General features: G+C 67.6%; 26 protein-coding genes. 13 read left to right on the top strand and 13 right to left on the bottom strand.

The window, feature by feature from the left end; all coding sequences use genetic code 11:
* Positions 1–117 precede the first annotated feature (117 nt).
* On the bottom strand, positions 118–1,227 hold the full coding sequence (gene rsgA / locus ACVOJ1_RS09980) for a ribosome small subunit-dependent GTPase A (protein WP_065175126.1): 1,110 nt from the start codon (positions 1,225–1,227) through the stop codon (positions 118–120).
* A gap of 115 nt (positions 1,228–1,342) precedes the next feature.
* Between rsgA and ACVOJ1_RS09975 the strand changes: the two genes are divergently transcribed.
* From ACVOJ1_RS09975 to ACVOJ1_RS09965, 3 genes are read left to right on the top strand one after another with little or no spacing between them, the layout of a single operon-like run.
* On the top strand, positions 1,343–2,617 hold the full coding sequence (locus ACVOJ1_RS09975; protein WP_346480369.1) for a pyridoxal phosphate-dependent aminotransferase: 1,275 nt from the start codon (positions 1,343–1,345) through the stop codon (positions 2,615–2,617).
* Positions 2,618–2,620: 3 nt separating this feature from the next.
* Positions 2,621–3,238: an SGNH/GDSL hydrolase family protein gene (locus ACVOJ1_RS09970; RefSeq protein ID WP_065175127.1), complete on the top strand. Its 618-nt coding sequence runs from the start codon at positions 2,621–2,623 to the stop codon at positions 3,236–3,238.
* Positions 3,239–3,242: 4 nt separating this feature from the next.
* Positions 3,243–3,959 (top strand): class I SAM-dependent methyltransferase, encoded by a 717-nt coding sequence (locus ACVOJ1_RS09965; protein ID WP_346480368.1) that lies wholly within the window; start codon positions 3,243–3,245, stop codon positions 3,957–3,959.
* A 19-nt stretch (positions 3,960–3,978) separates the two neighbouring features.
* Here ACVOJ1_RS09965 and ACVOJ1_RS09960 read toward each other — a convergent pair whose 3' ends face one another.
* A complete protein-coding gene (locus ACVOJ1_RS09960; protein ID WP_197571741.1) occupies positions 3,979–4,788 on the bottom strand; it encodes a polysaccharide deacetylase family protein in 810 nt (269 codons plus the stop codon).
* A gap of 60 nt (positions 4,789–4,848) precedes the next feature.
* On the opposite strand from ACVOJ1_RS09960, the gene grxD reads away from it, so the two are divergent.
* Entirely contained in the window at positions 4,849–5,775 is a 927-nt protein-coding gene (grxD, locus tag ACVOJ1_RS09955) for a Grx4 family monothiol glutaredoxin (RefSeq protein WP_111186168.1), read from the top strand.
* 87 nt (positions 5,776–5,862) lie between these two features.
* Here the strand turns inward: grxD and ACVOJ1_RS09950 are convergent, their stop codons facing one another.
* Both ACVOJ1_RS09950 and ACVOJ1_RS09945 read right to left on the bottom strand, forming a co-directional pair.
* Positions 5,863–6,402 (bottom strand): DUF924 family protein, encoded by a 540-nt coding sequence (locus ACVOJ1_RS09950; RefSeq protein WP_346480367.1) that lies wholly within the window; start codon positions 6,400–6,402, stop codon positions 5,863–5,865.
* 43 nt (positions 6,403–6,445) lie between these two features.
* Complete coding sequence (locus tag ACVOJ1_RS09945) at positions 6,446–7,222, bottom strand: AMP nucleosidase (protein ID WP_065181732.1); 777 nt, start codon at positions 7,220–7,222, stop codon at positions 6,446–6,448.
* Between the two features lie 151 nt (positions 7,223–7,373).
* Between ACVOJ1_RS09945 and ACVOJ1_RS09940 the strand changes: the two genes are divergently transcribed.
* The 5 genes from ACVOJ1_RS09940 to ACVOJ1_RS09920 all read left to right on the top strand — a co-directional run bounded on the left by ACVOJ1_RS09940 (position 7,374) and on the right by ACVOJ1_RS09920 (position 12,179).
* Positions 7,374–8,783: an amidohydrolase gene (locus ACVOJ1_RS09940; protein ID WP_193396786.1), complete on the top strand. Its 1,410-nt coding sequence runs from the start codon at positions 7,374–7,376 to the stop codon at positions 8,781–8,783.
* An 11-nt stretch (positions 8,784–8,794) separates the two neighbouring features.
* Positions 8,795–10,063 carry an amidohydrolase family protein gene (locus tag ACVOJ1_RS09935; protein ID WP_428999649.1) on the top strand — a complete coding sequence of 423 codons (1,269 nt, stop codon included), beginning with the start codon at positions 8,795–8,797 and terminating at the stop codon, positions 10,061–10,063.
* A 17-nt stretch (positions 10,064–10,080) separates the two neighbouring features.
* A complete protein-coding gene (locus ACVOJ1_RS09930) occupies positions 10,081–10,713 on the top strand; it encodes a 2-hydroxychromene-2-carboxylate isomerase (protein ID WP_346475408.1) in 633 nt (210 codons plus the stop codon).
* A 94-nt stretch (positions 10,714–10,807) separates the two neighbouring features.
* Complete coding sequence (locus ACVOJ1_RS09925) at positions 10,808–11,749, top strand: DegV family protein (RefSeq protein ID WP_053517434.1); 942 nt, start codon at positions 10,808–10,810, stop codon at positions 11,747–11,749.
* 91 nt (positions 11,750–11,840) lie between these two features.
* Positions 11,841–12,179: a hypothetical protein gene (locus tag ACVOJ1_RS09920; RefSeq protein WP_346475407.1), complete on the top strand. Its 339-nt coding sequence runs from the start codon at positions 11,841–11,843 to the stop codon at positions 12,177–12,179.
* Between the two features lie 45 nt (positions 12,180–12,224).
* Here ACVOJ1_RS09920 and ACVOJ1_RS09915 read toward each other — a convergent pair whose 3' ends face one another.
* The 6 genes from ACVOJ1_RS09915 to ACVOJ1_RS09890 form a co-directional block, all read right to left on the bottom strand.
* A complete protein-coding gene (locus ACVOJ1_RS09915; RefSeq protein ID WP_346475406.1) occupies positions 12,225–13,547 on the bottom strand; it encodes an alpha/beta hydrolase family protein in 1,323 nt (440 codons plus the stop codon).
* Positions 13,548–13,706: 159 nt separating this feature from the next.
* Complete coding sequence (locus ACVOJ1_RS09910) at positions 13,707–15,134, bottom strand: GGDEF domain-containing protein (protein ID WP_346475405.1); 1,428 nt, start codon at positions 15,132–15,134, stop codon at positions 13,707–13,709.
* A gap of 192 nt (positions 15,135–15,326) precedes the next feature.
* Positions 15,327–16,157 carry an S-formylglutathione hydrolase gene (fghA, locus tag ACVOJ1_RS09905; RefSeq protein ID WP_340044959.1) on the bottom strand — a complete coding sequence of 277 codons (831 nt, stop codon included), beginning with the start codon at positions 16,155–16,157 and terminating at the stop codon, positions 15,327–15,329.
* Positions 16,158–16,208: 51 nt separating this feature from the next.
* Positions 16,209–17,318 (bottom strand): S-(hydroxymethyl)glutathione dehydrogenase/class III alcohol dehydrogenase, encoded by a 1,110-nt coding sequence (locus ACVOJ1_RS09900; protein WP_065175135.1) that lies wholly within the window; start codon positions 17,316–17,318, stop codon positions 16,209–16,211.
* A gap of 58 nt (positions 17,319–17,376) precedes the next feature.
* Entirely contained in the window at positions 17,377–17,652 is a 276-nt protein-coding gene (locus ACVOJ1_RS09895) for a metal/formaldehyde-sensitive transcriptional repressor (protein ID WP_053517440.1), read from the bottom strand.
* 68 nt (positions 17,653–17,720) lie between these two features.
* Entirely contained in the window at positions 17,721–18,728 is a 1,008-nt protein-coding gene (locus tag ACVOJ1_RS09890) for a glycoside hydrolase family 43 protein (RefSeq protein WP_065181800.1), read from the bottom strand.
* A 145-nt stretch (positions 18,729–18,873) separates the two neighbouring features.
* Between ACVOJ1_RS09890 and ACVOJ1_RS09885 the strand changes: the two genes are divergently transcribed.
* Entirely contained in the window at positions 18,874–19,278 is a 405-nt protein-coding gene (locus ACVOJ1_RS09885) for a VOC family protein (RefSeq protein WP_065175136.1), read from the top strand.
* A gap of 31 nt (positions 19,279–19,309) precedes the next feature.
* Here the strand turns inward: ACVOJ1_RS09885 and ACVOJ1_RS09880 are convergent, their stop codons facing one another.
* Both ACVOJ1_RS09880 and ACVOJ1_RS09875 read right to left on the bottom strand, forming a co-directional pair.
* Entirely contained in the window at positions 19,310–19,978 is a 669-nt protein-coding gene (locus tag ACVOJ1_RS09880) for an SMI1/KNR4 family protein (protein ID WP_262100455.1), read from the bottom strand.
* Positions 19,979–20,044: 66 nt separating this feature from the next.
* Complete coding sequence (locus tag ACVOJ1_RS09875) at positions 20,045–20,929, bottom strand: LysR family transcriptional regulator (RefSeq protein WP_053517444.1); 885 nt, start codon at positions 20,927–20,929, stop codon at positions 20,045–20,047.
* A 107-nt stretch (positions 20,930–21,036) separates the two neighbouring features.
* Here ACVOJ1_RS09875 and ACVOJ1_RS09870 point away from each other — a divergent pair, with 107 nt between their 5' ends.
* A complete protein-coding gene (locus ACVOJ1_RS09870) occupies positions 21,037–22,089 on the top strand; it encodes an NAD(P)-dependent alcohol dehydrogenase (RefSeq protein ID WP_053517445.1) in 1,053 nt (350 codons plus the stop codon).
* An 89-nt stretch (positions 22,090–22,178) separates the two neighbouring features.
* On the opposite strand, the gene ACVOJ1_RS09865 is transcribed toward ACVOJ1_RS09870, so the two are convergent.
* The gene (locus tag ACVOJ1_RS09865) at positions 22,179–23,543 is read right to left on the bottom strand and encodes a glutamate--cysteine ligase (RefSeq protein WP_346480366.1); all 1,365 of its coding nucleotides are present in this window, start codon (positions 23,541–23,543) and stop codon (positions 22,179–22,181) included.
* A gap of 152 nt (positions 23,544–23,695) precedes the next feature.
* Here ACVOJ1_RS09865 and ACVOJ1_RS09860 point away from each other — a divergent pair, with 152 nt between their 5' ends.
* Together ACVOJ1_RS09860 and ACVOJ1_RS09855 are read left to right on the top strand one after the other, a co-directional pair.
* The gene (locus ACVOJ1_RS09860; RefSeq protein ID WP_065175139.1) at positions 23,696–24,400 is read left to right on the top strand and encodes a VIT1/CCC1 transporter family protein; all 705 of its coding nucleotides are present in this window, start codon (positions 23,696–23,698) and stop codon (positions 24,398–24,400) included.
* Positions 24,397–25,221: a helix-turn-helix transcriptional regulator gene (locus tag ACVOJ1_RS09855; protein ID WP_111186175.1), complete on the top strand. Its 825-nt coding sequence runs from the start codon at positions 24,397–24,399 to the stop codon at positions 25,219–25,221. Before ACVOJ1_RS09860 ends, ACVOJ1_RS09855 begins: the two co-directional genes overlap by 4 nt.
* The last annotated feature ends 267 nt before the right edge of the window (positions 25,222–25,488 follow it).

The raw sequence follows: 25,488 nt of genomic DNA, 5'->3' as shown, positions 1-25,488 counted from the left end.
ACTATAGCGCCCTGCCCGGCCGTGCGCTGTCCTCCGCGCGCCCAGCATCAGTGAAGGCGTTACCCCGGCAACCCGGGATGAATCTCCATGCAGCCGCGCCCGTGGCCGGCTGCCTCATCACCGACGTCGCGGCTTTCCTGCCGGACGGAACTGCTGGCCCTTGCCTTTCCTGCCACCTCGTTCCTGCGCGGTCTCGGCCTGGCGCACGGCCAGCTTGGCGGCCGCAGCCGCCACTTCTTCCTTCAACTTGAAGTAGTTCAGCAGCCGGCTTTCCTCGATCTCACCCGCGTCGATGGCCGCCCGTACCGCACAACCGGGCTCCTGGTGATGCGAGCAGTCGCGGAAGCGGCACTGTTCGGCCAGTGCTTCGATATCGGCGAAGCCCCCTTCGGCCAGCGTCTCCTCGCCGGTCGGCTTGAGCTCGCGCATGCCGGGCGTGTCGATCAGGCAGGCGCCGGTCGGCAACGGCATCAGCGCACGATGGGTGGTGGTATGACGCCCGCGTGAGTCGTTGGCGCGCACCGCATTGGTCTTCATCCGCTGCTCGCCAAGCAGCGTGTTGGTCAGCGTGGATTTGCCGGCGCCGGAGGAGCCCACCAGCACCACGGTGCGGCCCGGCCCCAACCATGGCTGCAGCACAGCCACGCTGCCAGCATCCAGGCCATTGATGGCATGCAGGGCGATCCCCTGCATTTCCAGTTCTTCCAGCACCGCCAGCGCATCTTCGCTGTATTCGGTCTGGTCGGCCTTGGTCAGCACCACCACCGGTTCGGCACCGCCGCCGCCCACCAGCAGCAGGTAGCGCTCGATACGGCGTGGATTGAAGTCCGCATCCAGCCCGCAGACGATGAACACCGTATCGATGTTGGCCGCGATCACCTGCTGGTGATAATGCTCGCCGGCGGCACCGCGCTTGATCGCGGTGCGACGTGGCAGCAGCGCCACGATGCGGATGCCGTCGAGCAGCACCCAGTCGCCGACCGCCGGCCGCTCATGGCTGGGAAAGCGTGGCCGCTGCCATTCCGGCAGCGATTCGGCCTTGATCGCAGCGTCCGGGGCGTCGGCCACGACATAGTGCGTACGGTGCTGCTCGATCACCCGGGCCGGGCGGGCCTGCGGGTGCTCGGCCATCATGGCCTGCCAGTCGGCCTGCTGCGCCGGGCCCGGCCAGGGCCAGCCGATGGTCTGCAGGGCGGTGAAATCGGGGGTCTGGGTCATCGCCTCCATTCTACCCGTGCCAACGCCGCTCCAGCCCAGCAGCGGCGGGCCCTGGGGGCCTTGCCATGCAGTGCAGCAATTCCGCTACCATGGAACCTCCATGCCATCCGACGGCTCACCGACCATGTCAACCTCCGCGCCCAAGCCCCTGGCCACCCGCGAGCGCCTTTCCGAAGTGCGCTACGAAATCCGCGGAGAACTGGCCCGGCGAGCCCGGGAGCTGGAGGCGCAGGGCCGCAAGCTGATCAAGCTCAACATCGGCAACCCCGGCAATTTCGGCTTCCGCGCCCCGGAATACCTGCAGCGCGCGATCGCCGACGACATGGGTCGCACCGATCCCTATACCCACCAGCAGGGCCTGCCGGTGGCGCGCGAGGCGATCGCTGCCTACTACGCCCGTCGCGGCGCTCCCGACGCGCACCCGGACCGTGTGTTCGTCGGCAACGGCGTCAGCGAACTGATCGACCTGTCGCTGCGTGCGCTGCTCAACCCCGGCGATGAAGTGCTGGTGCCGTCCCCGGACTACCCGTTGTGGTCGGCCTCCACCATCCTCAACGACGGCCGGCCGGTGTACTACCGTTGCGCCGCCGAGAACGGCTTCCAGCCGGACCCGAGCGAGATCGAGACCCTGGTGTCCTCGCGCACCCGCGCGATCGTGCTGATCAATCCGAACAATCCCAGTGGCGCCAGCTACCCGCGCGAACTGCTTGAACGCGTGGTGGACATCGCGCGCCGGCACAACCTGCTGCTGCTGGTCGACGAGATCTACGACCAGATCCTGTATGACGAGGCGGTGTTCCAGCCAGTCGCACCGCTGGCGGGCGACCATCCGTGCCTGACCTTCAGCGGGCTGAGCAAGGTGCATCGCGCCTGCGGCTGGCGCGTGGGTTGGGCGCACCTCAGCGGCGATGACGCACGCCTGGGCGACTTCCGCGCGGCGATGGACCTGCTCAGCGCGCTGCGCCTGTGCGCCAATGTGCCCGGCCAGTACGCCATCGAGGCTGCGGTGAACGGGCCCGACACCATTTCGGCACTGTGTGCCCCGGGCGGGCGCCTGTACGAAACCCGCCGCGCGGTGATCGAAGCTTGCGAGGCCAGCGAGCATCTGTCGCTGGTGGCCCCCGCCGGCGCGCTGTATGCCTTCCCGGCGGTGGTCGGCGCTGCCGCCAAGGGCTTCGACGATCACACCTTCGCCCTGGAGCTGATGGACAACGAGGGCGTGCTGGTAGTGCCAGGTTCCAGCTTCAACGTGCCCTACCGCAACCACTTCCGCGTAACCCTGCTGCCGGAGGCCTCGGTGATGCGCGATGTGTTCGCCCGCATCGACCGCGTGCTGGCCCGCCGCGCCGAGGATGCAACCAAGGTCGTACCGATCAAGCCACGCCGTTCGGTGGCCTGAGTCGTGGGCTTGTCCTATCTGGCGCTGGGCGACTCCTACACCATCGGTGAGGCCGTCGCGGTCGAAGGCCGCTGGCCCCATCAGCTGGCCGCCGCGATGCGCGCACAGGGCGTCGCGCTGGCCGATCCGCAGACCATCGCCACCACCGGCTGGACCACGGACGAGCTCGATGCCGGCATCGACGAGGCCGCCCCGCAGGGGCCGTTCGACTTCGTCAGCCTGCTGATCGGGGTCAACAACCAGTACCGCGGCCGCCCGCTCGACGAATACCGCACGCAGTTCCAGGCCCTGCTGCAGCGCGCGATCGGTTTTGCCGGCGGCCGTACCGATCGGGTGCTGGTGCTTTCGTTTCCCGATTGGGGCGTGACGCCGTTCGGCGCCAGCAGCGGCCGACACCGTGGCCGCATCGGCATCGAAACCGACGCGTTCAACGCGGCTGCGGAGCAGGTCTGCAGTGGCCTCGGCGTCGACTTCGTCGACATCACCGACATCAGCCGCGTCCACGGTCACGACCCGGCGATGATCGCCGAAGACGGTCTGCACCCCTCCGCGCGCATGTATGCATTGTGGAGCGAGCGTGCCTTGCCGGTCGCCCTGCGCCGGCTCGGCGACGCCGGCTGACCCGATGGACGGCACGCCACGGAATGGCACGCCCCTGCCCTGCTCCCCGCTGACCTCCCCGCAGGCCCGCGCGATCGCCGAGGCGTTCCGACCTGCACAGGCCTGGGGCAGCCGCCGCGACTATTACTACACCCGCGGCAAGCTCGGCAGCGATCCGTTGTACGACGGCGTGCTGCAACAGCTGCCCGAGGATGGCCAGCCGGTGCTGGACCTGGGTTGCGGACTGGGCCTGTTCGCGCATGTGCTGCGCCAGCGCGGGCGCGGCCAGCCCTACCTCGGGGTGGACGTGGACGCCGCCAAGATCGAGCGGGCGCGGCAAGCCAGTGAAGGCCTGCCGGCCGTGCGCTTCGAATGCCTGGATGTGCAGGCTGCGCTGCCGTCGCACGTCGGCCATGTACTGCTGCTGGACGTAGTGCAGTACCTGGATGCCGGACCGCAGCAGACGCTGCTGCGTGCCGCAAGCGCGCGGGTGTCCCCCGGAGGACGGCTGCTGCTGCGCACGCCGCTGGCGACCGGTGATGGCCGGGACCGCACCACGCGGGTCGCGGACCGCCTTGCCTGGCTGGTGGGCTGGATGGGTACCCGCCCGCGGCACTATCCCCAGCCGAAGACCCTGCTGGCGACACTGAGCGAAGCGGGATTGCGCGTCGCCGCACCACGGCCGCTGCACGGGCGCACACCGTTCAACAGCTGGCTGGTGGTGGCCGAACGGCCTGAGTGACGCCGGGCGTGGCCCGGCGCTACCGGATGCCTGGCTGCCCATTCCCTTGACGGATCAAAGGCAGCGTTGCCTTCAATCCACGCTGATCCAGTGCCTGCAGCACGCGTTCGATGATTACCAGGTTGTGGCCATGGGCGGCCCCCTCATGCAGCAGCACGATGGCGCCCGGGCGAAGATCCGGCAGCAGGCGCTCCAGCACGCGCTCGGGCGTACAGCCGACACCATCGAAGCCGCGGGCGCTCCATCCCACCCGCACCAGGCCCAGGCGGCGCAGCACCGGGCCCACGAACGGATTGGTCATGCCCACCACCGACCGGTACCAGCGCACCGGCGTGCCCGACAATGCCTGCAGCGCATGCTGGCAGCCTTCGATCTCCGCACGCATCGCCTTCGGTCCCAGCCGCCAGAAGCGCGCCTGCGGATGGCTGAAGCTGTGGTTGCCCAGATCGTGCCCGCGGCGCAGGATCTCGGCCACCAGCGCCGGCTGGGCCAGGGCCCGCTCGCCGACCAGGAAGAATGTCGCCCGCGCCTGATGCCGATCCAGCAGATCAAGCACGGCCAGCGTGTCCGCACCGGGACCGTCATCGATGGTCAGCCAGACCGCGTCGTCCGCCTGCGCCAGGCGGCTCAGCACCGGCGTGTAGAAGCGGCTGTTGGGCAGGAACACCGGCACGATGAACAGCGCGTGGCTGGCCACCATCAGCGGCAGACCCCAGTGCCATCCCGCCAGCACCCAGGCCAGGATCACCCCCAACTGCGACGCCACCAGCCAGGGCAGCCAGCGCCATGGCCGGGGCGGAATGCGATGCAATGTTCCTGCGCTGCTCATACCCCATGATGCCATGAGGGGTAGAATCGAAGATTCGAATTACTGGACCCCCGACTTCCCATGTCTCTCGATCCTGCCCTGCGTTCGCGCATCGAATCCCTCCTCAACGCCAACCGCGTCGTGCTGTTCATGAAGGGCCAGCCGTCGATGCCGCAGTGCGGCTTCTCGGCCAAGGCCGTGGGCGCGCTGCAGGACCTGGGCGTCGAGTTCGCTCACGTCAACGTGCTGGCCGACCAGGAAATCCGTGAAGGCATCAAGGCCTACGGCGACTGGCCGACCATCCCGCAGCTGTACATCGACGGCGAACTGGTCGGTGGCAGCGACATCGTGCTGCAGATGGCCGCCAGCGGCGAACTGAGCAGCGTGCTGGGCCTGCCCGCGCCGGACCGCACCCCGCCGCGCATCACCGTCACCCCGGCCGCGGTGGAGATGCTCAAGGGCGCGCTGGCCGACGCCCCGGGCGCCGCCCTGCAGCTGAGCATCGATGCAGCCTTCCAGCCCAACTTCCAGCTCGCTCCGCATGACGAGGCTGCGATCGCCGCCGAATCCAATGGACTGCGCGTGCAGTTCGACCTGGCCAGCGCGCGCCGTGCCGAAGGCATCACCATCGACTGGGTGGACGACATCCGCGGCAAGGGCCTGGCCATCGACAACCCGAATGCACCCAAGCCGGTGCAGGAAATCAGCGTGCGCGACGCCGACGACCTGGTGCGCGCCGGCAACGTGATCCTGGTGGACGTGCGCCCGGCTGACGAGCGCGCCATCGCCGCCGTCGGCGTGCCGTTCAAGGTGTTCGACGGCAACGGCCGCGCCGAGCTGGAAGCACTGCCGAAGGACACCGCACTGGCCTTCCTGTGCCACCACGGTGGTCGCAGTGCGCAGGCTGCCGAGCAGTTCCGCGCGCTTGGCTTCACCAAGGTCTTCAACATCACCGGCGGCATCAACGCCTGGTCCGAAGAGGTGGACAACGGCGTGCCGAAGTACTGATCGGCTGCAGCGCGGAACAGGAAAACGCCGGCGCACGCCGGCGTTTTCCGTTTCCTGCCTGTCCCGCGCGTGGCCGGCCCCGCCCGGTCAGCCGGCAAACCCGCCTTCGGCCAGGTAGTCCAGTTCCTCCGGCGTGGGAATGCGGCCCAGCACGGCGTTGCGGTGCGGGAAGCGGCCAAAACGGCGGATGATGTCGCGATGCAGGTCGGCGTACTGCAGGTATTCCTTGTCACCCAGCACGTCGAACATGGCCACCGAACGGTCCTGGTCCAGCGGATCCTCGGAATGCTCGAACGGCAGGTAGATGAAGGCCCGCAGCTTCGGAACCAGCTGCAGGTCCAGCCCTTCCTCGATGGCACGCACGGCGTAGTGCCGGGCCAACCCATCGGTGGCGTAGGAGTGGGCGGTGCCACGGAAGCAGTTGCGCGGGAACTGGTCCAACAGCAGCATCAGGGCCAGCGCACCCTCGGCGCTGCCCAGCCAGTGTTCGCGCGCACGCGCGGCCGCAGCGAAATGCTCATCGAGGAACAATCGGCGGAACTGCGCGTCGAACGCATCGTCGCGGGCGAACCACTTCGCAGGGCCCGCCTCCTTCCAGAATTCCACCACCTGCGCGGCAACGTCCATTACCTACTCCCGGGCCCGGACGTCCCGCGCCCGGCCCTCATCATCATTCGTCGAAGCGCAGATGGCGGACCGACTTGCCGTTGCGCCGGATAAGCTTAAGCGCCTCGATGCCGATCTGGATATGGTTTTCCACGAACTGGGAGCTGACCTTGGCATCGGAGGCTTCGGTCTTGACCCCGTCGGGAATCATCGGCTGGTCCGAAACCAGCAGCAGGGCGCCGCTGGGGATGTGGTTGGCGAAGCCGGCGGCGAACACCGTGGCCGTTTCCATGTCGATGGCCATGCAGCGCATCGCGCGCAGCCGTTCCTTGAATGCCTCGTCGTGTTCCCAGACCCGCCGGTTGGTGGTGTAGACGGTACCGGTCCAGTAGTCGTACCCCAGATCGCGGATCATGGTCGAGACCGCGCGCTGCAGGGCGAAGGCCGGCAGTGCCGGTACTTCCGGTGGCAGATAGTCGCCCGAAGTGCCTTCACCACGGATCGCGGCGATCGGCAGCACCAGGTCGCCCAGCTGGTTCTTGCGCTTCAGGCCCCCGCACTTGCCCAGGAACAATACCGCCTTGGGCATCACCGCCGACAGCAGGTCCATGATGATCGCGGCATTGGGGCTGCCCATGCCGAAGTTGATCATCGTGATGCCATCGCTGGTGGCGCTGGCCATAGGCCGGTCCAGGCCGACGATGGGCGCACCGGTCAGTTCGGAGAAGGTGTGCAGGTAGCCGCCGAAGTTGGTCAGCAGGACGTGCGGGCCGAACTGGTCCAGGGGCACGCCGGTATAGCGCGGCAGCCAGTTGTCGACGATTTCCTGCTTGCTCTTCATGCTCGGTCCGGAACGGCGGGGACCGCCTATTTTCGGCCAGTGGGGCGACGCCGTCGAGGCACGCGGTCGCACCCTGTGAAGAAGGTCACTTGGCAAGCCCACCGCTGCCCGGCTAGCGTCAGCGGTTGCTTACGTAGCCGAGGGGATCTGCATGACGTCGACGTTGTTGCGCGCCGGGCTGGGGCTGGCGCTGGTTACGCTGGCCGCCGCGCCAGCACTGGGCGCCTCGCGCTTCATGGCCGATCCTTACCCCAGCACCTATCGGGCGCAGCCCGATGCGCCGGTGCTGATCCACAACGCAACGGTGCTGACCGGCACCGGCCAGCGCCTGGACAATGCCGACGTGCTGCTGCGTGAGGGCCGCATCGTTGCTGTCGGCCAGCAGCTGCAGGCCGAGGCCGATGTCACCCGCATCGACGCGCAGGGCAAGTGGGTCACCCCCGGGCTGATCGACGTGCACTCGCACCTGGGTGTATATCCCAGCCCGGGGGTCGGCGCGCACAGCGATGGCAACGAGATGACCGCACCGGTCACGGCCAATGTCTGGGCAGAGCATTCGGTGTGGCCGCAGGATCCCGGCTTCGCTGCCGCCCTGGCCGGCGGCGTGACCAGCATGCAGGTGCTGCCCGGCTCGGCCAACCTGGTCGGTGGCCGCGGCGTGACACTGAAGAATGTTCCGGCCATCACCTACCAGGCGATGAAGTTTCCCGGCGCGCCGTGGGGCCTGAAGATGGCCTGCGGCGAGAACCCCAAACGCGTCTATGGCGAAGGCAAGGGTGTGACGCCTGCTACGCGGATGGGCAACGTCGCCGGCTACCGCGCAGCCTTCATCGATGCCGCCGACTACATCACCAAGAACACGCCCAAGGCAGCCAAGCGCAAGCGCTGGTTCGGCAGCGACAAAGGTGACAGCGCGGGCGATGCCGGTGGCAAGCGCGATCTCAAGCTGGACACCCTGGCCGGCGCGATCCAGGGCGACATCCGCGTGCACATCCACTGCTACCGCGCCGATGAAATGGCCACCATGCTCGACCTGGCCAAGGAATTCGGTTTCAAGGTGGCAGCGTTCCACCACGGCGTGGAGGCCTACAAGCTGGCCGACCGGCTGGCGGCGGACGGCGTCTGCGGTGCACTGTGGGCCGACTGGTGGGGCTTCAAGATGGAAGCCTTCGATGGCATCCCCGAGAACATCGCGCTGGTGGACCGGGCGAAGAACAGCTGCGCCATCGTCCATTCCGATTCGCCCGAAGGCATCCAGCGCCTGAACCAGGAAGCCGCCAAGGTCATGGCCGCCGCGCGCCGCGCACGCATGGCCCCGATCACTCCTGAACATGCGATCACCTGGATGACCGCCAATGCCGCCAAGGCGCTGGGCATCGAGAGCCAGACCGGCACGCTGGAGCCCGGCAAGATGGCCGACGTGGTGGTGTGGAACGGCAATCCCTTCAGCTCCTACGCATTGGCCGAGCAGGTCTATGTCGATGGCCGCCGCCTGTACGACCGCAGTGCGTTGCCGGCAACGCCGCAGTCGGACTTCCAGCTCGGGCAGGAGGTGCACTGATGGCCGGTTCCATGCAGATGGCAAGGTCTTCCAGCCGCAACCGGGCATGGCTCGGCGCTGCGATCATGGTGCTGGCAGCCATCACCGGCACGGCATCGGCACAGGATCTGCTGGTGCGCGGCGCGACGGTTCACACCGCCGGCGCACGCGGCAGCCTGCAGCACGCCGATGTGCTGGTGCAGGGCGGCATCATCCGTGCCGTGGGTACGGGCCTGGCCGCACCGGCCGGCACGACCGTGGTTGAAGCCGATGGCCGCCCGCTCACGCCCGCGCTGTTCGGTGGCATCGCCGAGATCGGCATCGAGGAAGTCTCGGGAGAAGCGAGTACGGTCGACAGCAGCCTGAAGATCGGCGAGCAACCGCTGCGTCCGGAGTTCGACGTGACCCTGGCCTACAACCCCGCGTCGGTGCTCATTCCGGTGGCGCGACTGGAGGGCATCGGCTTCACCGCGCTGGGCGCCGTCACCGGCGGTGGCTTCGTGGCGGGCCAGGGCGGGGTGATGCGGCTCGATGGCAGCGCCGACCCGCTGGGTCCACGTGCGCTGTTCCTGCGGCTGGGCGCCGCAGCGTCGGAACTGACCGGTCATTCGCGTGCAGCACAGTGGATGCTGCTGCAGCAGATGGTGGATGAAGCGCGCGGCCAGGTCGCCGCCGATTCACCGCACGCCGTGCTGACACCGGCCGGTCGCCGCACACTGTCGCGCTATCTGGCCGGCCAGGGCCGCATCGTGGTTGAAATCGATCGCGCTGCCGATATCCGCCAGCTGCTGCGCTGGGCTGCACGCGAAAAGGTGAAGATCGCCCTGTCTGGAGCCAGCGAAGCCTGGCAGCTGGCGCCGGAGCTGGCTGCGGCCGGCGTGCCGGTGTTCGTCGACGTGCTGGCCAACCTGCCGGCCAGCTTCGACCAGATCGGCGCCACCCTGGAAAACGCGGCACGACTGCAGCGTGCGGGCGTGCCCGTCAGCTTCGTGCAACGTGGCGATGCCTCGCACAACGCACGCAAGATCCGCCAGCTCGCAGGCAATGCGGTAGCCCATGGCCTGCCCTGGGCCGACGGGCTGGCAGGCCTGACCCGGGTTCCCGCACAGGCGTTCGGGGTGGCCGACCAGATCGGCAGCATCGAGCCCGGCAAGCGCGCCGACCTGGTGCTGTGGGAAGGCGACCCGCTGGATGTGGCGCACTATGCCGAACAGGTCTGGATGGGAGGGCGGCCGATGCCGATGCGCTCGCGCCAGACCGACCTGCGCGACCGCTATCTGCAGCGCAACGCGCAGCCCTGACCGACGAGGAAAGCCCCATGGCCCCGCTGCACTGGTACTTCGATTTCGTCTCGCCCTACTCCTACCTGCATTGGCAGAAGGTCAAGCAACTGCCCCAGTTCGCACAGGTACAGCCGGTGCCGATCGCCTTCGGGGCGGTGCTGCAGCAGCTTGGCAATCTCGGCCCGGCCGAGATCCCGGCCAAGCGGCGCTTCATCTACCGCCAGTTGCTCTGGAACGCGCAGGCGGAAGGCGTGACGCTGCGCTTCCCGCCTGCCCACCCGTTCAACCCGCTGGCCGCTCTGCGGCTGTGCCTGGCCGCAGGCGGCGGCGCGCAGGCCGTGGACGTGCTGTTCGACTGGATCTGGCGCGAGGGCAACGCCGCCGACAGCGCCGAGGCGCTGCGCGAACCCGGCGCGCGGCTGGGCATCGCGGATGTGGCGGCCGCCACGGCAACCGCAGAGGTCAAGGAGCAGCTGCGGCGCAACACCGAGGCTGCGCTCGCGGCCGGCGTGTTCGGCGTACCGACCTTGGCCATCGGCGACGAGCTGTTCTGGGGCAATGACGCGCACCCGCTGATGGCCGCTGTGCTGGCCGATCCGGACCTGCTGAGGCAGCCGGAATGGCAGCGGGTGGAGGCCCTGCCGATCGCGGTACAGCGCAGACGCTGAACAGGGCGCCTGCGCTTCCCTCGCGCGCGGGCTCCCGTTTTGAGATATTTTTCACACTTCCGAACCAACAACCGCCCTGGAGGGGGAGCCGCGGATGCGCATCGGAATCGTCGTCGACTCGGCCTGCGACCTGCCGCAGGCGTTCATTGCCGAACACAACATCGTGCTGCTCCCGATCACCGTACGGATCGGCGAAGCCGTACTCGCCGACCACCGCGACGAACAGGCCACGCTCAGCTTCCTGCACGCACACGTGGCCGAACATGGTGCCGAGGCGGAGACCATCCCCTTCAGCGTCAACCAGATCCGTGACCTGTTCCTGCAGCAGCTGGTGATCGACTACGACCACGTCTTCTGCATGACCATCACCAAGACCCGCAGCCCGATCCACGACAACGCCCTGCAGGCCAGCTTCGCCATCCTCAACGACTACAAGCCGGTGCGGCAGGCCGCGGGCTACAACTCGCCCTTCGCACTGCGCGTGCTCGACACCCAGAACCTGTTCGCCGCGCAGGCGGTGACGGCGGTGGAAGCGGTTCGCCTGCGCGACAGCAACGCCAGCGTGCAGCAGATCCGCGAGCGGCTGGAGGAACTGGCCGGCAACGTGCATGGCTACATGGTCACCCGTGACCTGTATTACATGCGGGCCCGCGCGCGGCACAAGGGCGACCGCAGTGTCGGCCTGCTCAGTGCCGCGCTGGGCAGCGCACTGGACATCAAGCCGGTGCTGCACGGCTACCGCGGTGAGACCGGCCCGGTAGCCAAGATCAAGGGCTTCGACAATGCCGTGCAGAAGCTCTTCGCCGTGGTTGGCCAGCGCGTGCGTAGTGGACTGATGACACCGACAGTCTGCGTCAGCTATGGCGGTGAGCTGGAGGAGCTGCGCGCCCTGCCCGGCTATGCGCAGCTGACGGACGTCTGCGCCACCCACGGCGTCACCGTGTACGAATCGGTGATGAGCCTGACCGGCATGGTCAACGTCGGCAAGGGCGCCGTTACCGTGGGCTTTGCCGATGGACCGCATCGGTTCGAATGAGGGCGGGCGACGCCTGCATGCAGGTGCGCCGGATGTACACAAGCATTGCACCGCGTCTATGCCAGCCTTGCCGCACTTCAAGGAGATCACCATGCCTGCGCAGTACCACATCAGCCTTCCCGACCCGTCCAAGGCCCGCGGCAACGACCCCGACCTGTCCTTCCATTCGCAGGGCGCCGCCGGCTTTGCCGAAGAACTGCAGGACGCCCTGCGCAGCGGCGCGCTGTTCGAGCGCTGGAGAGCCAAGCAACCCGATCCGGATGCAGTGGAGCCGCAGTGGGGCGTGACCGACCCGGACGCCACCGTAACCGGTGAGCAGAAGGACCTGCGCATCAACCTGGTGGCCACCACCCGCATCGACAGCGATGTGTTCAAGCAGCGCCTGCGTCTGCTGGCCGGCCATCACTGGGAACTGCGCGACGTGCGTTGAGCGGCGAACGCGCTGGCTTCTGCTGGGCTTCGCCCGTCGAAGCCCTCATCGCGCGGACGTGGGGCGGGCCTGGCCGTATTCGGCCCGCAGCGCATCGCCACGGATGAAGTCCGTCATCAGCTGGAAGTACCCGGCCGGCTGCCGTGTCGATACACGTTCCCCGGCCGCATCCAGCTCGAACTCGTACATGCCATGATCGGCGTCTGCATACACGGCCGTGTAGATCGGCCGTCCCTGGCCCTGCAGAACCGCAAGACGCCTGAGCGTCTCCCCCGGCGGCGCATCGCGGTCCTGCCCGCCAAAGATCCACAACTGCGGCACCTGCAGATGCGTGAGCACCGGTAAAGGGTCGTAATGGGCCGGCACCCCGTCCAGCAGCCGCGGCCCCTGCTCGCGCGCAGTGACCTCCGGAGTCGACAACAGATACCCGGCAATGTTCCCGCGTACCGCAGGGAACCAGGGCGCATGCTGGTAACGCTGCTTCACCTCCGCCAGTACATCGAATCCCTCGGTGAATCCGCTTTCGACGATGGTCGCCACCGCATCGGCGATCTGCATCGCCTGCGCAGTGGCTTCTGCGTCCTGGCCGGCCCGCTGCATGTCGAAAGCGATCGCCTCGCGGTCTTCCTCCAGCGGCGAGACCGCCAGGCCGAAGCTGATCACGATGAAATCCACAGGCTCGATGCGTGCCGCCAGCGGCGCCACCCAGCCACCCTGGCTGCCGGCCTGGTAGCCGACCCGCTGCGCACGTGCCCCCGCCAACCGGCGTGCTTCGCGCGTGGCCAGGATCAGATCATTGGCCAGGGTCAGGTAGTTCTGCGTGTACCGCCCGCCAGAGCGTCCCGTGCCCCGCTTGTCGTACGCGAACACGGCGATGCCGGCACTGGCGAACTCGCGCTGCAGCGAGTAGCGCTCCAGCGCGGAGCTGTTCTCCGCACCATGCACCAGCACCACCAGTGGAACCGGCGCATCGCCCGGAGGCAGCGTCAGCCGCCCCTGCAGCGTTGCGCCGGCACCGCTGAAACGGGTGTCGATCTGCCGCAGCGGAATGCGCTCGCCCTTCATTCCATCGACGCTGATGCCGCGCTTCCCACAGTCCGTGAGCACCATCCGGTGCCCGTCCGGCTGCCCGGTCCAGCCGCGGGTACTGGTCCAGGCATCGCCCGCGGTGCGCTGCAGTGCGCCGCTGCGACCATCTGGCGTGCGCCAGCGCAGCTGATCGCCCGCACCCGGGCCGATGTCCAGCGTACTGCCATCGGCCATCCGATAGCTCGCAGCGGCGCAAGGCGACGCCGCCGTGGCCGCGACCGCCTGCGCACTGAAGGCCATCGCGCTCCACGCGGCCAGCGACACCAGGGTTCTGTGCATGTCTGCTCCTCTCCACACTGGGGCTGACGGTGGACCGGCTCCCGCGCGATCGCCAGCGCGGTGCGACGGAGTGCCGGTACAGCCGACGAAGGCGCGTCCGCGGGCGACAGCCACCGGCGGCGCAACCGCGCTCCCTTGGCGAATGCGCGGGGGCGGGGGCTAGCGGCGGTCTGCGCCAGCCGGTGCTGCCCCCTGCATGGCCACGCGATTGCGTCCCGCGCGTTTGGCCGCATACAACGCCGCATCCGCATCGGCGAGCAGCTGTCCGGCATCGGCTGTTGCCGGCGGATGCAGGAACGCGATGCCGACGCTGATGCTGACCCGCCCTTCCGGCAACTGCAGCGCTTCCACCGCGCGTCGCAGTCGCTCGGCCAAGGCCTGTACGCCGTCCAACGGCGTGCCGGGCACGATCACCGCGAATTCCTCACCGCCGTAGCGCGCCACGCTGTCGCCCGCACGCCCGGCGCTGTGCTGCAGCAGCGCCGCCACGGCCTGCAGGCAACGGTCGCCGGCGGGATGACCATGGGCATCGTTGAACGCCTTGAAATGATCGATATCGACCAGCAGCAGCGCCAGTTCGCTGCCGCTCCGCCGCGCCCGGTTCCATTCGGCCTGCAGTTCGGCATCGAACTGGCGGCGGTTGGCTACGCCGGTCAGGCCATCCTGGCGCGCGAGCTGGTCGAGCCCGGCCTGCCGTTCCAGCAGATCGATCTGCAGAAGCGCACTGCGCAGGCTGAAGCCCAACGTGGCCAGAACGAATCCAGCCAATGCCAGGGGCCTGGCATGGTCCACCACCAGGGTGCCCACCACCAGCAACAGCAGCGGCAGGATGATCGGGCCGCCGGCCTGCACCAGCCGGGCCAGCCGCGGCTGCAGCACGAATCCGGTAGCTGGCGACCGCCGCAGTGCCAGCAGCGCGAGCAACAGGAACGGCACGTCGATCAGCAGATCGTTGTAGGCGCCGAAAGACTGTTCGGAGGTGAAGTGGTTGATGTAGTAGGCCACCAGCAGATAGGCCAGCGCGTACAGCGCCAGCGCGCGGAACACGCTGCGTCGCTCCGGGACATCACAGGACACCCAGCGCACGATGGCAAAGACAGCGATGCACAGGTTCTGGATATCGAACATGCGCTGCATGTTGGCCAGCGCCTGGTCGTCGATGCCGACATGGTCGGCAAATGACTGGGTATGCACGAAGAACAGCACGCCCAGCAGGGCCGCCATGATTCCGTCGATCACGCTGATGGCCCAGCGCTCCCGCCGCGAGCGGGCCAGGATGAACACCAGCGGCACGCCATACAGCACGTACAGCAGCAGGCTGGCGCCCGGGGTGATGTCGGGGCGGTCGGCACTGAGTGCATCGAGCATGTTGATGCCCATGCCCCCCGCCCACAGCAGCAGTGCCAGCGCGATGGCACGCCAGCCCAGCGCGGCGCGATCCGCACGCGCGCGCCACAGGCATGCGGCGGCGGCCAGCAGCGGAGCGCCGGTGAGGAACACGAACGAACCCAGGCCTGCCGGCCCCGGCCACAGGGCCACGACCAGGCCATGGCCGAACACGTACAGCAGCGCCAGCACTACCGGCATGCATCCCCCACTGCGCAAGCCTGTCTGCACGCACGATAGCGCGACAGGCCGCCATGGAGGCGTGATCCACGCCACACCTGCTTCCCCTGCCCCTGCGCCGGGCATGGCGCGGCGCTACATCGACGCAGGCGTTCCGTCGCGCCGGGGCATGCGCGGTTGCGTCCCCGGGACCGCAGCTGTCACGCGGGCTATTCAGCCGTGCAGCGCGCGGGCGTGGTGAGCGATGTGCTCGCCGATGAAGCTGGCGATGAAGTAATAGCTGTGGTCGTAGCCATCCTGCAGGCGCAGGGTCAGCGGATGGCCGACGGCGTCGCAGGCCTGCTGCAGGCGCTGCGGCTGCAGCTGGCTCTGCAGGAACTCATCGGCCCCGCCCTGGTCCACCAGCAGCGGCAAGCGTTCGCTGGCCGCAGCGATCAGTTCGCAGGCATCCCACGCGGCCCAGTCGGCGCGGTTGTCGCCCAGATAGGCCTGGAACGCCTTCTGTCCCCAGGGCACCTGGCTGGGGGCAACAATCGGCGAAAATGCCGACACGCTGCGGTAACGCCCCGGATTGCGCAGCGCGACCACCAGTGCACCGTGACCTCCCATCGAGTGACCACTGATCGCGCGTGCCCCGGTCACCACGAAGTTCGCCTCGATCAGCGCCGGCAGTTCCTGCGCCACATAGTCATGCATGCGGTAGTGCTTGGACCACGGCTCGCGGGTGGCGTTGAGGTAGAAGCCGGCACCCTTGCCCAGATCGTAGCCCTCCGCGTCGGCGACATCGTCGCCACGCGGGCTGGTGTCGGGCGCGACCAGAATCACGCCATGTTCGGCCGCATAGCGCTGCGCGCCCGCCTTGGTGATGACGTTCTGTTCGGTGCAGGTCAGTCCGCTCAGCCAGTACAGCACCGGCAGCGCCTGCGTTTCCGCCTGCGGCGGCAGGTAAACGGCGAACTGCATGTCGCAGCCCAGCGTGGACGAGGGATGACGGTACACGTCCTGCCAACCGCCGAAGCAGGCACGATGTTCGATGCGTTCCATGGTGTCTCTCCAGAAGGGTGGCAGCCCTGACGGCCTGCCACCCGGGATGGCTCAGTAGTGCACGACCGAACGGATCGACTTGCCTTCGTGCATCAGATCGAAGGCATCGTTGATCCCGTCCAGATCCATGGTGTGGGTGACGAACGGCGCCAGTTCGATGTCGCCCTTCATCGCGTCCTCCACCATGCCCGGCAGCTGGCTGCGACCCTTGACGCCACCGAAGGCCGTGCCCATCCACTTGCGGCCGGTGACCAGCTGGAAGGGACGGGTGGAGATTTCCTGGCCGGCGCCGGCCACGCCGATCACCACGCTCTGGCCCCAGCCACGGTGCGCGCATTCCAGCGCCGCGCGCATCACGTTGACGTTGCCGATGCACTCGAAGCTGTGGTCCACGCCCCAGGTGGTCATTTCAACAATGACCTGCTGGATCGGCTTGTCGAAGTCCTTCGGATTGATGCAGTCGGTCGCACCGAACTCACGCGCCAGCTCGAACTTGGACGGATTGGTATCCACCGCGATGATGCGGCCGGCCTTGGCCTGGCGCGCGCCCTGGATCACGGCCAGGCCGATGCCGCCGAGGCCGAACACTGCCACGCTGTCGCCTTCCTGCACCTTGGCCGTGTTGTGCACCGCACCGATGCCGGTAGTGACACCGCAGCCGAGCAGGCAGACATGTTCCGGGTTCGCCTGCGGATTGATCTTCGCCAGCGAGACTTCGGCCACCACTGTGTACTCGCTGAACGTCGAGCAGCCCATGTAGTGATAGATCGGCTCGCCGTTGTAGCTGAAGCGGCTGGTGCCATCGGGCATCACGCCCTTGCCCTGGGTCGCGCGTACCGACACGCACAGGTTGGTCTTGCCACTCTTGCAGAACAGGCATTCGCCGCACTCGGCGGTGTACAGCGGAATCACGTGGTCACCCGGCTTGACGCTGGTCACGCCCTCGCCTACTTCCACCACGATGCCGGCACCTTCATGGCCCAGCACCACCGGGAACAGACCTTCCGGATCATCCCCTGACAGGGTGAACGCATCGGTGTGGCAGACGCCGGTGTGGGTGATCTTGACCAGCACTTCGCCGGCCTTCGGCGGGGCGACGTCGATCTCGACGATCTGCAGCGGCTGGCCGGGAGCAAAGGCGACGGCGGCACGGGATTTCATGGTGGGATTCTCCAAAGACAGGCAGTAACAGATGGACGACGCTATGCTGCGCCGTTGCTTATTTCAGGTACGAGCGGATCAGCCCGCTCATCTCGCGCACGCGCTCGGCGCGCTGTTCATCGGACGCTGCGGGTTGTCCGAACTCTTCGCGCAGGTGGGCTTCCATCACCTCGGACATCAGCCCGTTGACCGCCCCGCGGATGGCGGCGATCTGCTGCAGCACGGGCCCGCAGTCGGCGCCGGCTTCCAGCGCACGGTCCAGTGCATCGCACTGGCCGCGGATGCGGCGCACGCGGGCCAGGACCTTCTTCTTCTCTTCGGGAGAGTGCGGCATGGCAGGGTGACTCAGGAACTATACTGGGGGATAGTATACACAGGTGGCGGAAAGGTACATCCTGCGCCTCAGCGCAGGCGGTGCGCGGGTACGCCCTCGTGCGTCATCTTCACCGGCAGGATGCGGCCCTGCGCGTCGAAGTACAGGCGATCGATCGCGGTGACGCGGGCATTGCGGTCGGTCTGGTCGAGCGGCCGGCGGTGGTAGACGATGTACCACGTGTCATCGCCGGGCGCGTGGATCAGGGAGTGGTGCCCGGCGCTGGTCGCGATGGCCGGGTCCTGCTGCAGGACCCGGCCGATGCGTGTGAACGGCCCGGTCGGCGCGTCGGCGATCGCATAGGCCACCGAGTAGTCCGGCTCGCCCCAGCCGCCTTCGGACCACATGAAGTAGTAGCGACCGCCCCGCTTGAACATCAGCGGACCTTCCACGTACTCCGGCGCCGGCGTGATCTCCTTGAACAGCGTGCCGTCGTCCCAGGGCAGCAGGCCGCTGAAATCCGCCTTCAGGCGCACGATGTTGGCGTGCTTCCAGCCGCCATAGATCATGTACCAGGCACCATCGTCATCCTTGAACACATACTGGTCGATCGGCTGCGCGCCATTGTGGAACGCGCCCACCAGTGGCTTGCCGAGCAGATCGCGGTAAGGCCCTTCGGGCTGGTCGGCCACGGCCACGCCGATGCCACCGGTCTCGCCGTCGTTCTGGATGTCATTGGCGGAGAAGAAGAAGAAGTAGCGCCCGTCGTTGGCCACCACCGAGGGTGCCCACAACGCCTGCCTGGCCCAGGGAATGTTCTCGATGGACAGCACGCTGTCGTGCCGGCGCCAGTGCACCAGGTCGGGCGACGAAAAGGCATCGAAGGCAACCTGTTCTGCATAGGGCCGCGAGCGCGTGGGGAAGATCCAGTAGGTGCTGCCGAATACGGCCGCCTCCGGGTCCGCGTACCAGCCCGGCAGGATCGGATTGCCGGACATCACCGGTGCCTGGCTGTCACGCGCATCCGCGATGCCGACGCCAGTGGCTGCGAGCAGCACGGCCAGTGCGGCCCCCCTCCCCCATTCGCGCAGTCCCATCAGAGCCACTCCCATGCAGGTTCGATCGCTCGAGTCTAGAACGATCGCCGGCGCCTTTCCGCGACGCGCTGCCTCAAACCGCGCACCCTCTTGATCGACGGGAATCATCGGCGCATGGTGCCTGGCACAACGCAGGACCCGGGCCATGATCCCCTTCATCATCAATCTGGACGTTCCGGACCTCGCGGCCGCCGAGGCGTTCTACACACGCGCCTTCGGCCTCCATGCCGGGCGCCGTCTCGGCCCGGAGGTGCTGGAACTGCTGGGCGGCCCGACACCGCTCTATCTGCTGCAGAACGAAGCGGGCAGCGCAGCTACCGTCGACGGTGACGTGCGGGATTACGAACGTCACTGGACCGCGCTGCACATCGACTGGATCGTGGAGGACCTCGACGCCGCCCTTGCCCAGGCGTTGGCGGCAGGCGCGGCGCTCGAGCAGGCGCCACGCGAGCGTTCATGGGGGCGCATCGCAATGCTGGCGGATCCGTTCGGACACGGCTTCTGCCTGATCCAGTTCACCGGCCCCGGCTACGACGCCTTGCTGGATTGATCGGCGGAATGCACCGGGCCCGCCGCCAGCATCAGCGCACGTAGGCGAATGATTCGTCCAGCCGCTCGAATCCGATCAGCTGCTGCACCAGCGCCTGCGCCTGATCCTCATCGATCTCTCCCTGCTCGATCTCTGCGCTGCGTGCAAACAGGGCCTCCAGCGCAGTGGCCTGGTCGTCCCGCAGCCACGCGCGATGCGAGCCCAGCCAGCGCTGGAGATTGTCGGCCAGGTCACCGTGCGACAACAGCGTGTAGGGGGCCTCGTAGTCCGCCACTGCCTCCACCATCTTGCGGAACAGGAAATCCTGAAGGTTGCGGGCCAGTACGTCAGCGCGATCATCGTCGTGCCACACCAGCAGCACCGGCGGCTCGTCGCAGCCCGGCGCATTGGTCCAGAAGCAGTAGCTGTCACCGGCCCCCGTGCGGGCGAACGGCAGCAGCTGCAGATCCTGGCGCAATGGGTTGTAGTGATCCTCTGCAGTCAGCTCCTGCCAGGCCTCGAGCAGTTCGCCACGCTCAAGCGGCTCGTAATCCTGCGCATACAACAGAATCGGCGGTACCGGTTGCAGCTCCGGAAGGCACACCTGCGCCCATTGCGGATGGGTCGCCCCCCAGCTCAGCCGGTCTTCCGTATCGAGCCGGTGGTAGAGAGCAGGAAAGGTCTGGCCGGTGGCCAGTTCGATCTCGGCAAGCGTATGCATGAACGTCCCTGTGATTGGATCGGCGCGCACTTTACCTCGACAGGCAGCGTCCGCGCAGGCATGGATCTATTCGCGCAGCATGTCCACGAATGCGCGCAAGGCCGACGCCATCTGCCGTTGCCTGGGGTAATACAGCACGAAGCCGGGAAACGGTTCGCTCCAGTCCTGCAGTACCGCCACCATCCGCCCGGCCTCGATGTGCGGGCGCGCGGCATCCTCGAGAACATAGGCCAGGCCGAAGCCATCCAGCACCGCGCGCATGATGGTGGTCTGCTCGCTCAGCGTCAGTCGCCCACGCACGTCGATTTCCAGCGACTGCCCATCGCGGTCGAACTGCCACTTGTACAGGTGACCGCTGGCGAAGCGGAAGCGGATGCATTCGTGCTGCAGCAGGTCGCGGGGATGCTGCGGCGCCGGGTGCTGGCGCAGATACTCGGGCGAGGCCACGATCATGCCGTGCAGGGCCGGGCCCAGCGGCACGGCCACCATGTCCTCGGGCACGAACTCATGCAGGCGCACGCCGGCATCGAAGCCTTCGGCGACGATGTCCACCAGCCCATCGTTCTCGGTCAGCTCCAGGCGCACATCGGGGTGCGCGCGCAGGAAGCGGGTCAGGCGTGGGCCGAGCTGGGTCGGTACCGCCGCGCGGGCCGCGTTGATGCGCAGCAGGCCCGTCGGGCTGTCCCTGAACTGGTTCATCTCCTCCAGCGCCTCGTGCACCTGGCCCAGCGCCGGCTGCAACCGGTCCAGCAGGCGCTGCCCGGCCTCGGTCAGGGCCACGCTGCGGGTAGTTCGATGGAACAGGCCCACCCCCAACCGCTCTTCCAGTGCCCGGATCGCATAGCTCACCGCCGAGGTCGACAGGGCCAGCTCGGCGCCGGCCCGGCGGAAGCTGCGGTGGCGGGCCACCGCCGCGAAGGCGGCCAGGTGGGTGAGATTGTCAGTGGCCATGATTGTGCAGTCTGCCTTGATGAATCATGCCGATATCCCCGCTTTGTGGGCGGGTATGAGGGGCGTATTGTAAAACGCCTTTCCACAAACCCCGCCAAGGATTCCCCATGTCCCTCGCCCATGGTTATGCGGTGCGTACCAATACCGCTCCGCTCGAGCCCTTCACCTTCGAACGCCGCGCCGTCGGCGCCAACGATGTCCGCATCGAAGTGCTGTACAGCGGCATCTGCCACTCCGACCTGCACCAGGCCCGCGACGACTGGGGCGGCGCGGAGTACCCGATGGTTCCCGGCCACGAAATCATCGGCCGCGTGGTCGAAGTCGGTCCGGCCGTCACCCGCCTCAGCGTCGGCGATATCGCCGGCGTCGGCTGCATGGTGGATTCCTGTCGCCATTGCGATGCCTGCGACCACGACCTTGAGCAGTACTGCGAAAAGGGCCCGACCTATACCTACAACAGCCGCGACCGCAATACCGGTGAGCTGACGATGGGCGGCTACTCCGACCACATCGTGGTCGAGCAGCGCTTCGTGGTGAAGGTCTCCGAGACGCTGGACCTGAAGGCCGCCGCGCCGCTGCTGTGCGCCGGCATCACCACCTACTCGCCGCTGCGCCATTGGAAGGTCGGCCCCGGCCAGAAGGTGGGCGTGATCGGCCTGGGTGGCCTGGGCCACATGGGCGTGAAGTTTGCCAAGGCGATGGGCGCCACCGTAGTGATGATCACCACCACCCCGGAAAAGGGCGCCGACGCCAAGCGCCTGGGCGCGGACGAGGTGCTGGTCTCGCGCGATCCGGCGCAGATGAAGGCGCACGCCAACAGCTTCGACTTCCTGCTCAACACCGTGCCGGTCAGCCATGACACCAACCCGTACATGAGCCTGCTCAAGCGCGATGCCACCATGTGTCTGGTCGGCGTCATCACCGAGCTGGACCCGCCCCTGATGGGTGCCAGCGTGATCTTCGGCCGCAAGCACGTCACCGGCTCGGCCATCGGCGGCATGGCCGAGACCCAGGAAATGATGGATTTCTGCGCCGAGCACAACATCGTCAGCGATGTTGAGGTGATCGACATCAAGGATGTCAACCACGCGTGGGAACGCATGGCGAAGAACGATGTGCGCTATCGCTTCGTGATCGACATGGCCAGCCTCAAGGCCTGACGGCCCGGCTGATGGAATGAAAAACCCCGGCGTGGAGGCCGGAGTTTTTTTGCGCGCAACACCCGCCGGGCCATGCCCGGCGGCCGCATTCAGTACGCGAATTCCCGGAACACCGGGTCCACGTTGCCGTGCCAGCGACCATGGAACAGCGCCAGCTTGCGCTCGGCCGGTGTCAGGCCGGATTCGACGATCTCCTGCAGCACATCCAGGAACTTGCTCTCGTCCTGGCCATCGGCATTGCGCGCGGCGCGGCGCTTCAGGCCTTCAACGGAAATCTTCACCGCCTCGCGCGCCAGATCGCGCACGGTGCCATCGCGGAACGGCAGGTTCATCGCATGCTTCGGCACGCCGTCGCGCAGGACATGGCGCTCGGCCAGGGTGAAGTCACGCACCAGATCCCAGGCCGCATCCAGCGCGGTGTCGTCGTACAGCAGGCCGACCCAGAACGCCGGCAGGGCGCACAGGCGGCTCCACGGACCGCCATCGGCGCCCCGCATCTCCAGATACTTCTTCAGGCGCACTTCCGGGAACGCCGTGGTCGTGTGGTCCGACCAATCGCGCAGGGTCGGCAACTCGCCCGGCAGCACCGGCAACCGGCCCTGCATGAAATCGCGGAAGCTCTGCCCGCTGGCATCGTGGTAGATGCCATCGCGGTAGGAGAAGTACATCGGCACGTCCAGCAGGTAATCGACGTAACGCTCATAGCCGAAGCCATCCTCGAACACGAAGTCGAGCATGCCGGTGCGGTCGGCGTCGGTGTCGGTCCAGATGTGCGATCGATAGCTCAGGTAGCCGTTCGGCTTGCCTTCGGTGAACGGCGAGTCGGCGAACAGCGCGGTGGCGATCGGCTGCAGTGCCAGCGAAACACGGAACTTTTTCACCATGTCCGCTTCGCTGGCGTAGTCCAGGTTGACCTGCACCGTGCAGGTACGGGTCATCATGTCCAGGCCGAGCGAACCGACCTTGGGCATGTACGCGCGCATGATCCTGTAGCGGCCCTTCGGCATCCACGGCATCTCATCGCGCGCCCACTTCGGCTGGAAGCCCATGCCCAGGAAGCCCAACTGGAGCTCGCCGGCCACCTGCGCCACTTCGTTCAGATGGGTACCGGTCTCCACGCAGGTCTGGTGGATGGTCTCCAGCGCCGCGCCGGACAGTTCCAGCTGGCCGGCCGGTTCCAGCGTCACCGACGCGCCATCGCGCAGCAGGGCGATGGTGTTGCCGTTTTCCTGCACGGGTTCCCAGCCGAAACGGACCAGGCCGTTGAGCAGGGCCTCGATGCCACGCTCGCCTTCAAAGGCCGGCGGTCGCAGGTCGTCCAGGCGGAAGCCGAACTTCTCGTGCTCGGTGCCGATGCGCCACTGCACGCGGGGCTTTTCGCCGGAGGCGATCACCTCCACCAGCTGCGAGCGGTCGGTAATGGGCGTATCGGCGACGTGGCTGGGGCTCGACAAGGGGAAGACTCGCTGTACGGTGACGGGGGATGTGGGGCTGGGAGCCTTCCATCGCAAGGGCGCACTATAGCGTGGCGCCCCGTCGCAGCATGCGACGGAGACGGGTTTCAGCATCCTACCGACGACCTCTTGACCCTCGTACACTGCAAGGCATGACCCGTCATTCGCGCCATCCGGAACGACACAGGGCCGACCGCGTCGGCTGGCTGCGCGCCGCCGTGCTCGGCGCCAACGACGGCATCGTTTCAGTGGCAGGGCTGGTGGTCGGCGTTGCCGCCAGTGGCGCATCGGCCAGCACCCTGCTGGCCACCGGCCTGGCGGGCACGGTCGCAGGGGCGATGTCGATGGCCGCCGGCGAGTACGTCTCGGTGCAGACCCAGGCCGACACCGAAGGCGCCGACCTGGCGATGGAGAAGCGCGAACTGCAGGACGATCCGCACAGCGAGCTGGAAGAGCTGGCCGCCATCTACCGCCATCGCGGCCTGGCCCCGGCGCTGGCGCGGCAGGTGGCCGAACAGCTCACGGCCCATGATGCCCTCGGTGCGCACGCTCGCGACGAACTGGGCATCACCGATACCCTGCGCGCCCGGCCGCTGCAGGCCGCACTGGCCTCCGCCGCAGCCTTCACCTGTGGGGCGGCCCTGCCGGTGCTGACCGCACTGCTGGCACCGGCCGACTCCGTGGCAGGGGTGACCACTGCCAGCACCCTGCTGGGCCTGTGCGTGACCGGCGCGATGGCGGCCCGCGCCGGAGGTGCGCCTGCCCTGCGCGGCGCCCTGCGCGTCATGTTCTGGGGCGCACTGGCAATGGCTGCAGCCGCCGGCGTCGGCCGGCTGCTGGGAGCCCACGTGACATGACCACGATGCTGCCCGCCGCAACGGCGCTGCTGGCCGAGATGTCTTCGCTGGCCGGTTGTGATCGCGCCGAGGGTTATGCCTGCGTCACCGCACGGCGCGAGCATGGCGCCAGCTCGGTGGAGATCCCGCAACCGCAGTTCGCGATCCTGCTGGAAGGACGCAAGCAGGTACGTACCGCACACCAGACGCTGGAGTTCGCGCCCGGCGACATACTGCTGCTGACCCAGCGTTGCCGCATCGACGTGGTCAACCGTCCAGACCCGCGCAGCGGCCGTTACCTCAGCGCCATCGTGCCGCTGTGTGCGGAAGTGCTGGCCGCGGCGCGGACACTGTGGAACGAGGAACTGCCCAGCGCCGGTCCGTCGATGGCGCGGTTGTCGCTGGCCGAACATGGCGCCGTGCTGCGCCGCTGGCGGCAATCGCTGCAGGATGGCCATTACAGCGACGCCCGGCTGGCCCTGGCCTCGATGGTGCTGACCCTGTGCCGGCAAGGCCACGGCAACCTGTTGCTGCCCACTGCACCGACGCTGGGTGAGCAGATACGGGATCGCGTCGCCGCTGAACCTGCGCGCGACTGGCAATCGCGTGATCTGGAGGAGCAGTTCGCACTGAGCGGCGCCACCCTGCGTCGTCGGCTTGCGGCCGAGCGCACCAGCCTGCGCCAGCTGCTGACCGAGGCACGACTGGCCCACGCCATGCAGTTGCTGTACACCACCGACCTGCCGCTGAAGACCGTGGCCGCACGCGCGGGCTACCGTTCCGCGGCCAGTTTCAGCAAGCGCTTCGCCGAGCAGTACGGACTGGCTCCTACAGACATCTGAGGGGGTCAGGCAGGGCTGCGCCCTGCACCCGCAGTGCGCCGCCTTCGACAGATTCCGGCGGCTGTTGGTAGGTGTCGACCTTGGTCGACACCTCTGTCAGATATCGAATGAAATTCCGGGGTCAGATCCGTTCTCCTGCGGAAAACGGATCTGACCCCAAGAGCATTTCCGACAGATCGTGCAAAACTGTCGAAGGCGGGGTGGGTCCGGTTGCGGGGGCGTGAGCGCCATGGATGGCGCGACCGAGCCTACAGGGACGTACTTGCG

The sequence above is a fragment of the Stenotrophomonas sp. STEN225 genome (assembly GCF_056756445.1).
This window is presented reverse-complemented; position numbering and strand designations above follow the sequence as displayed.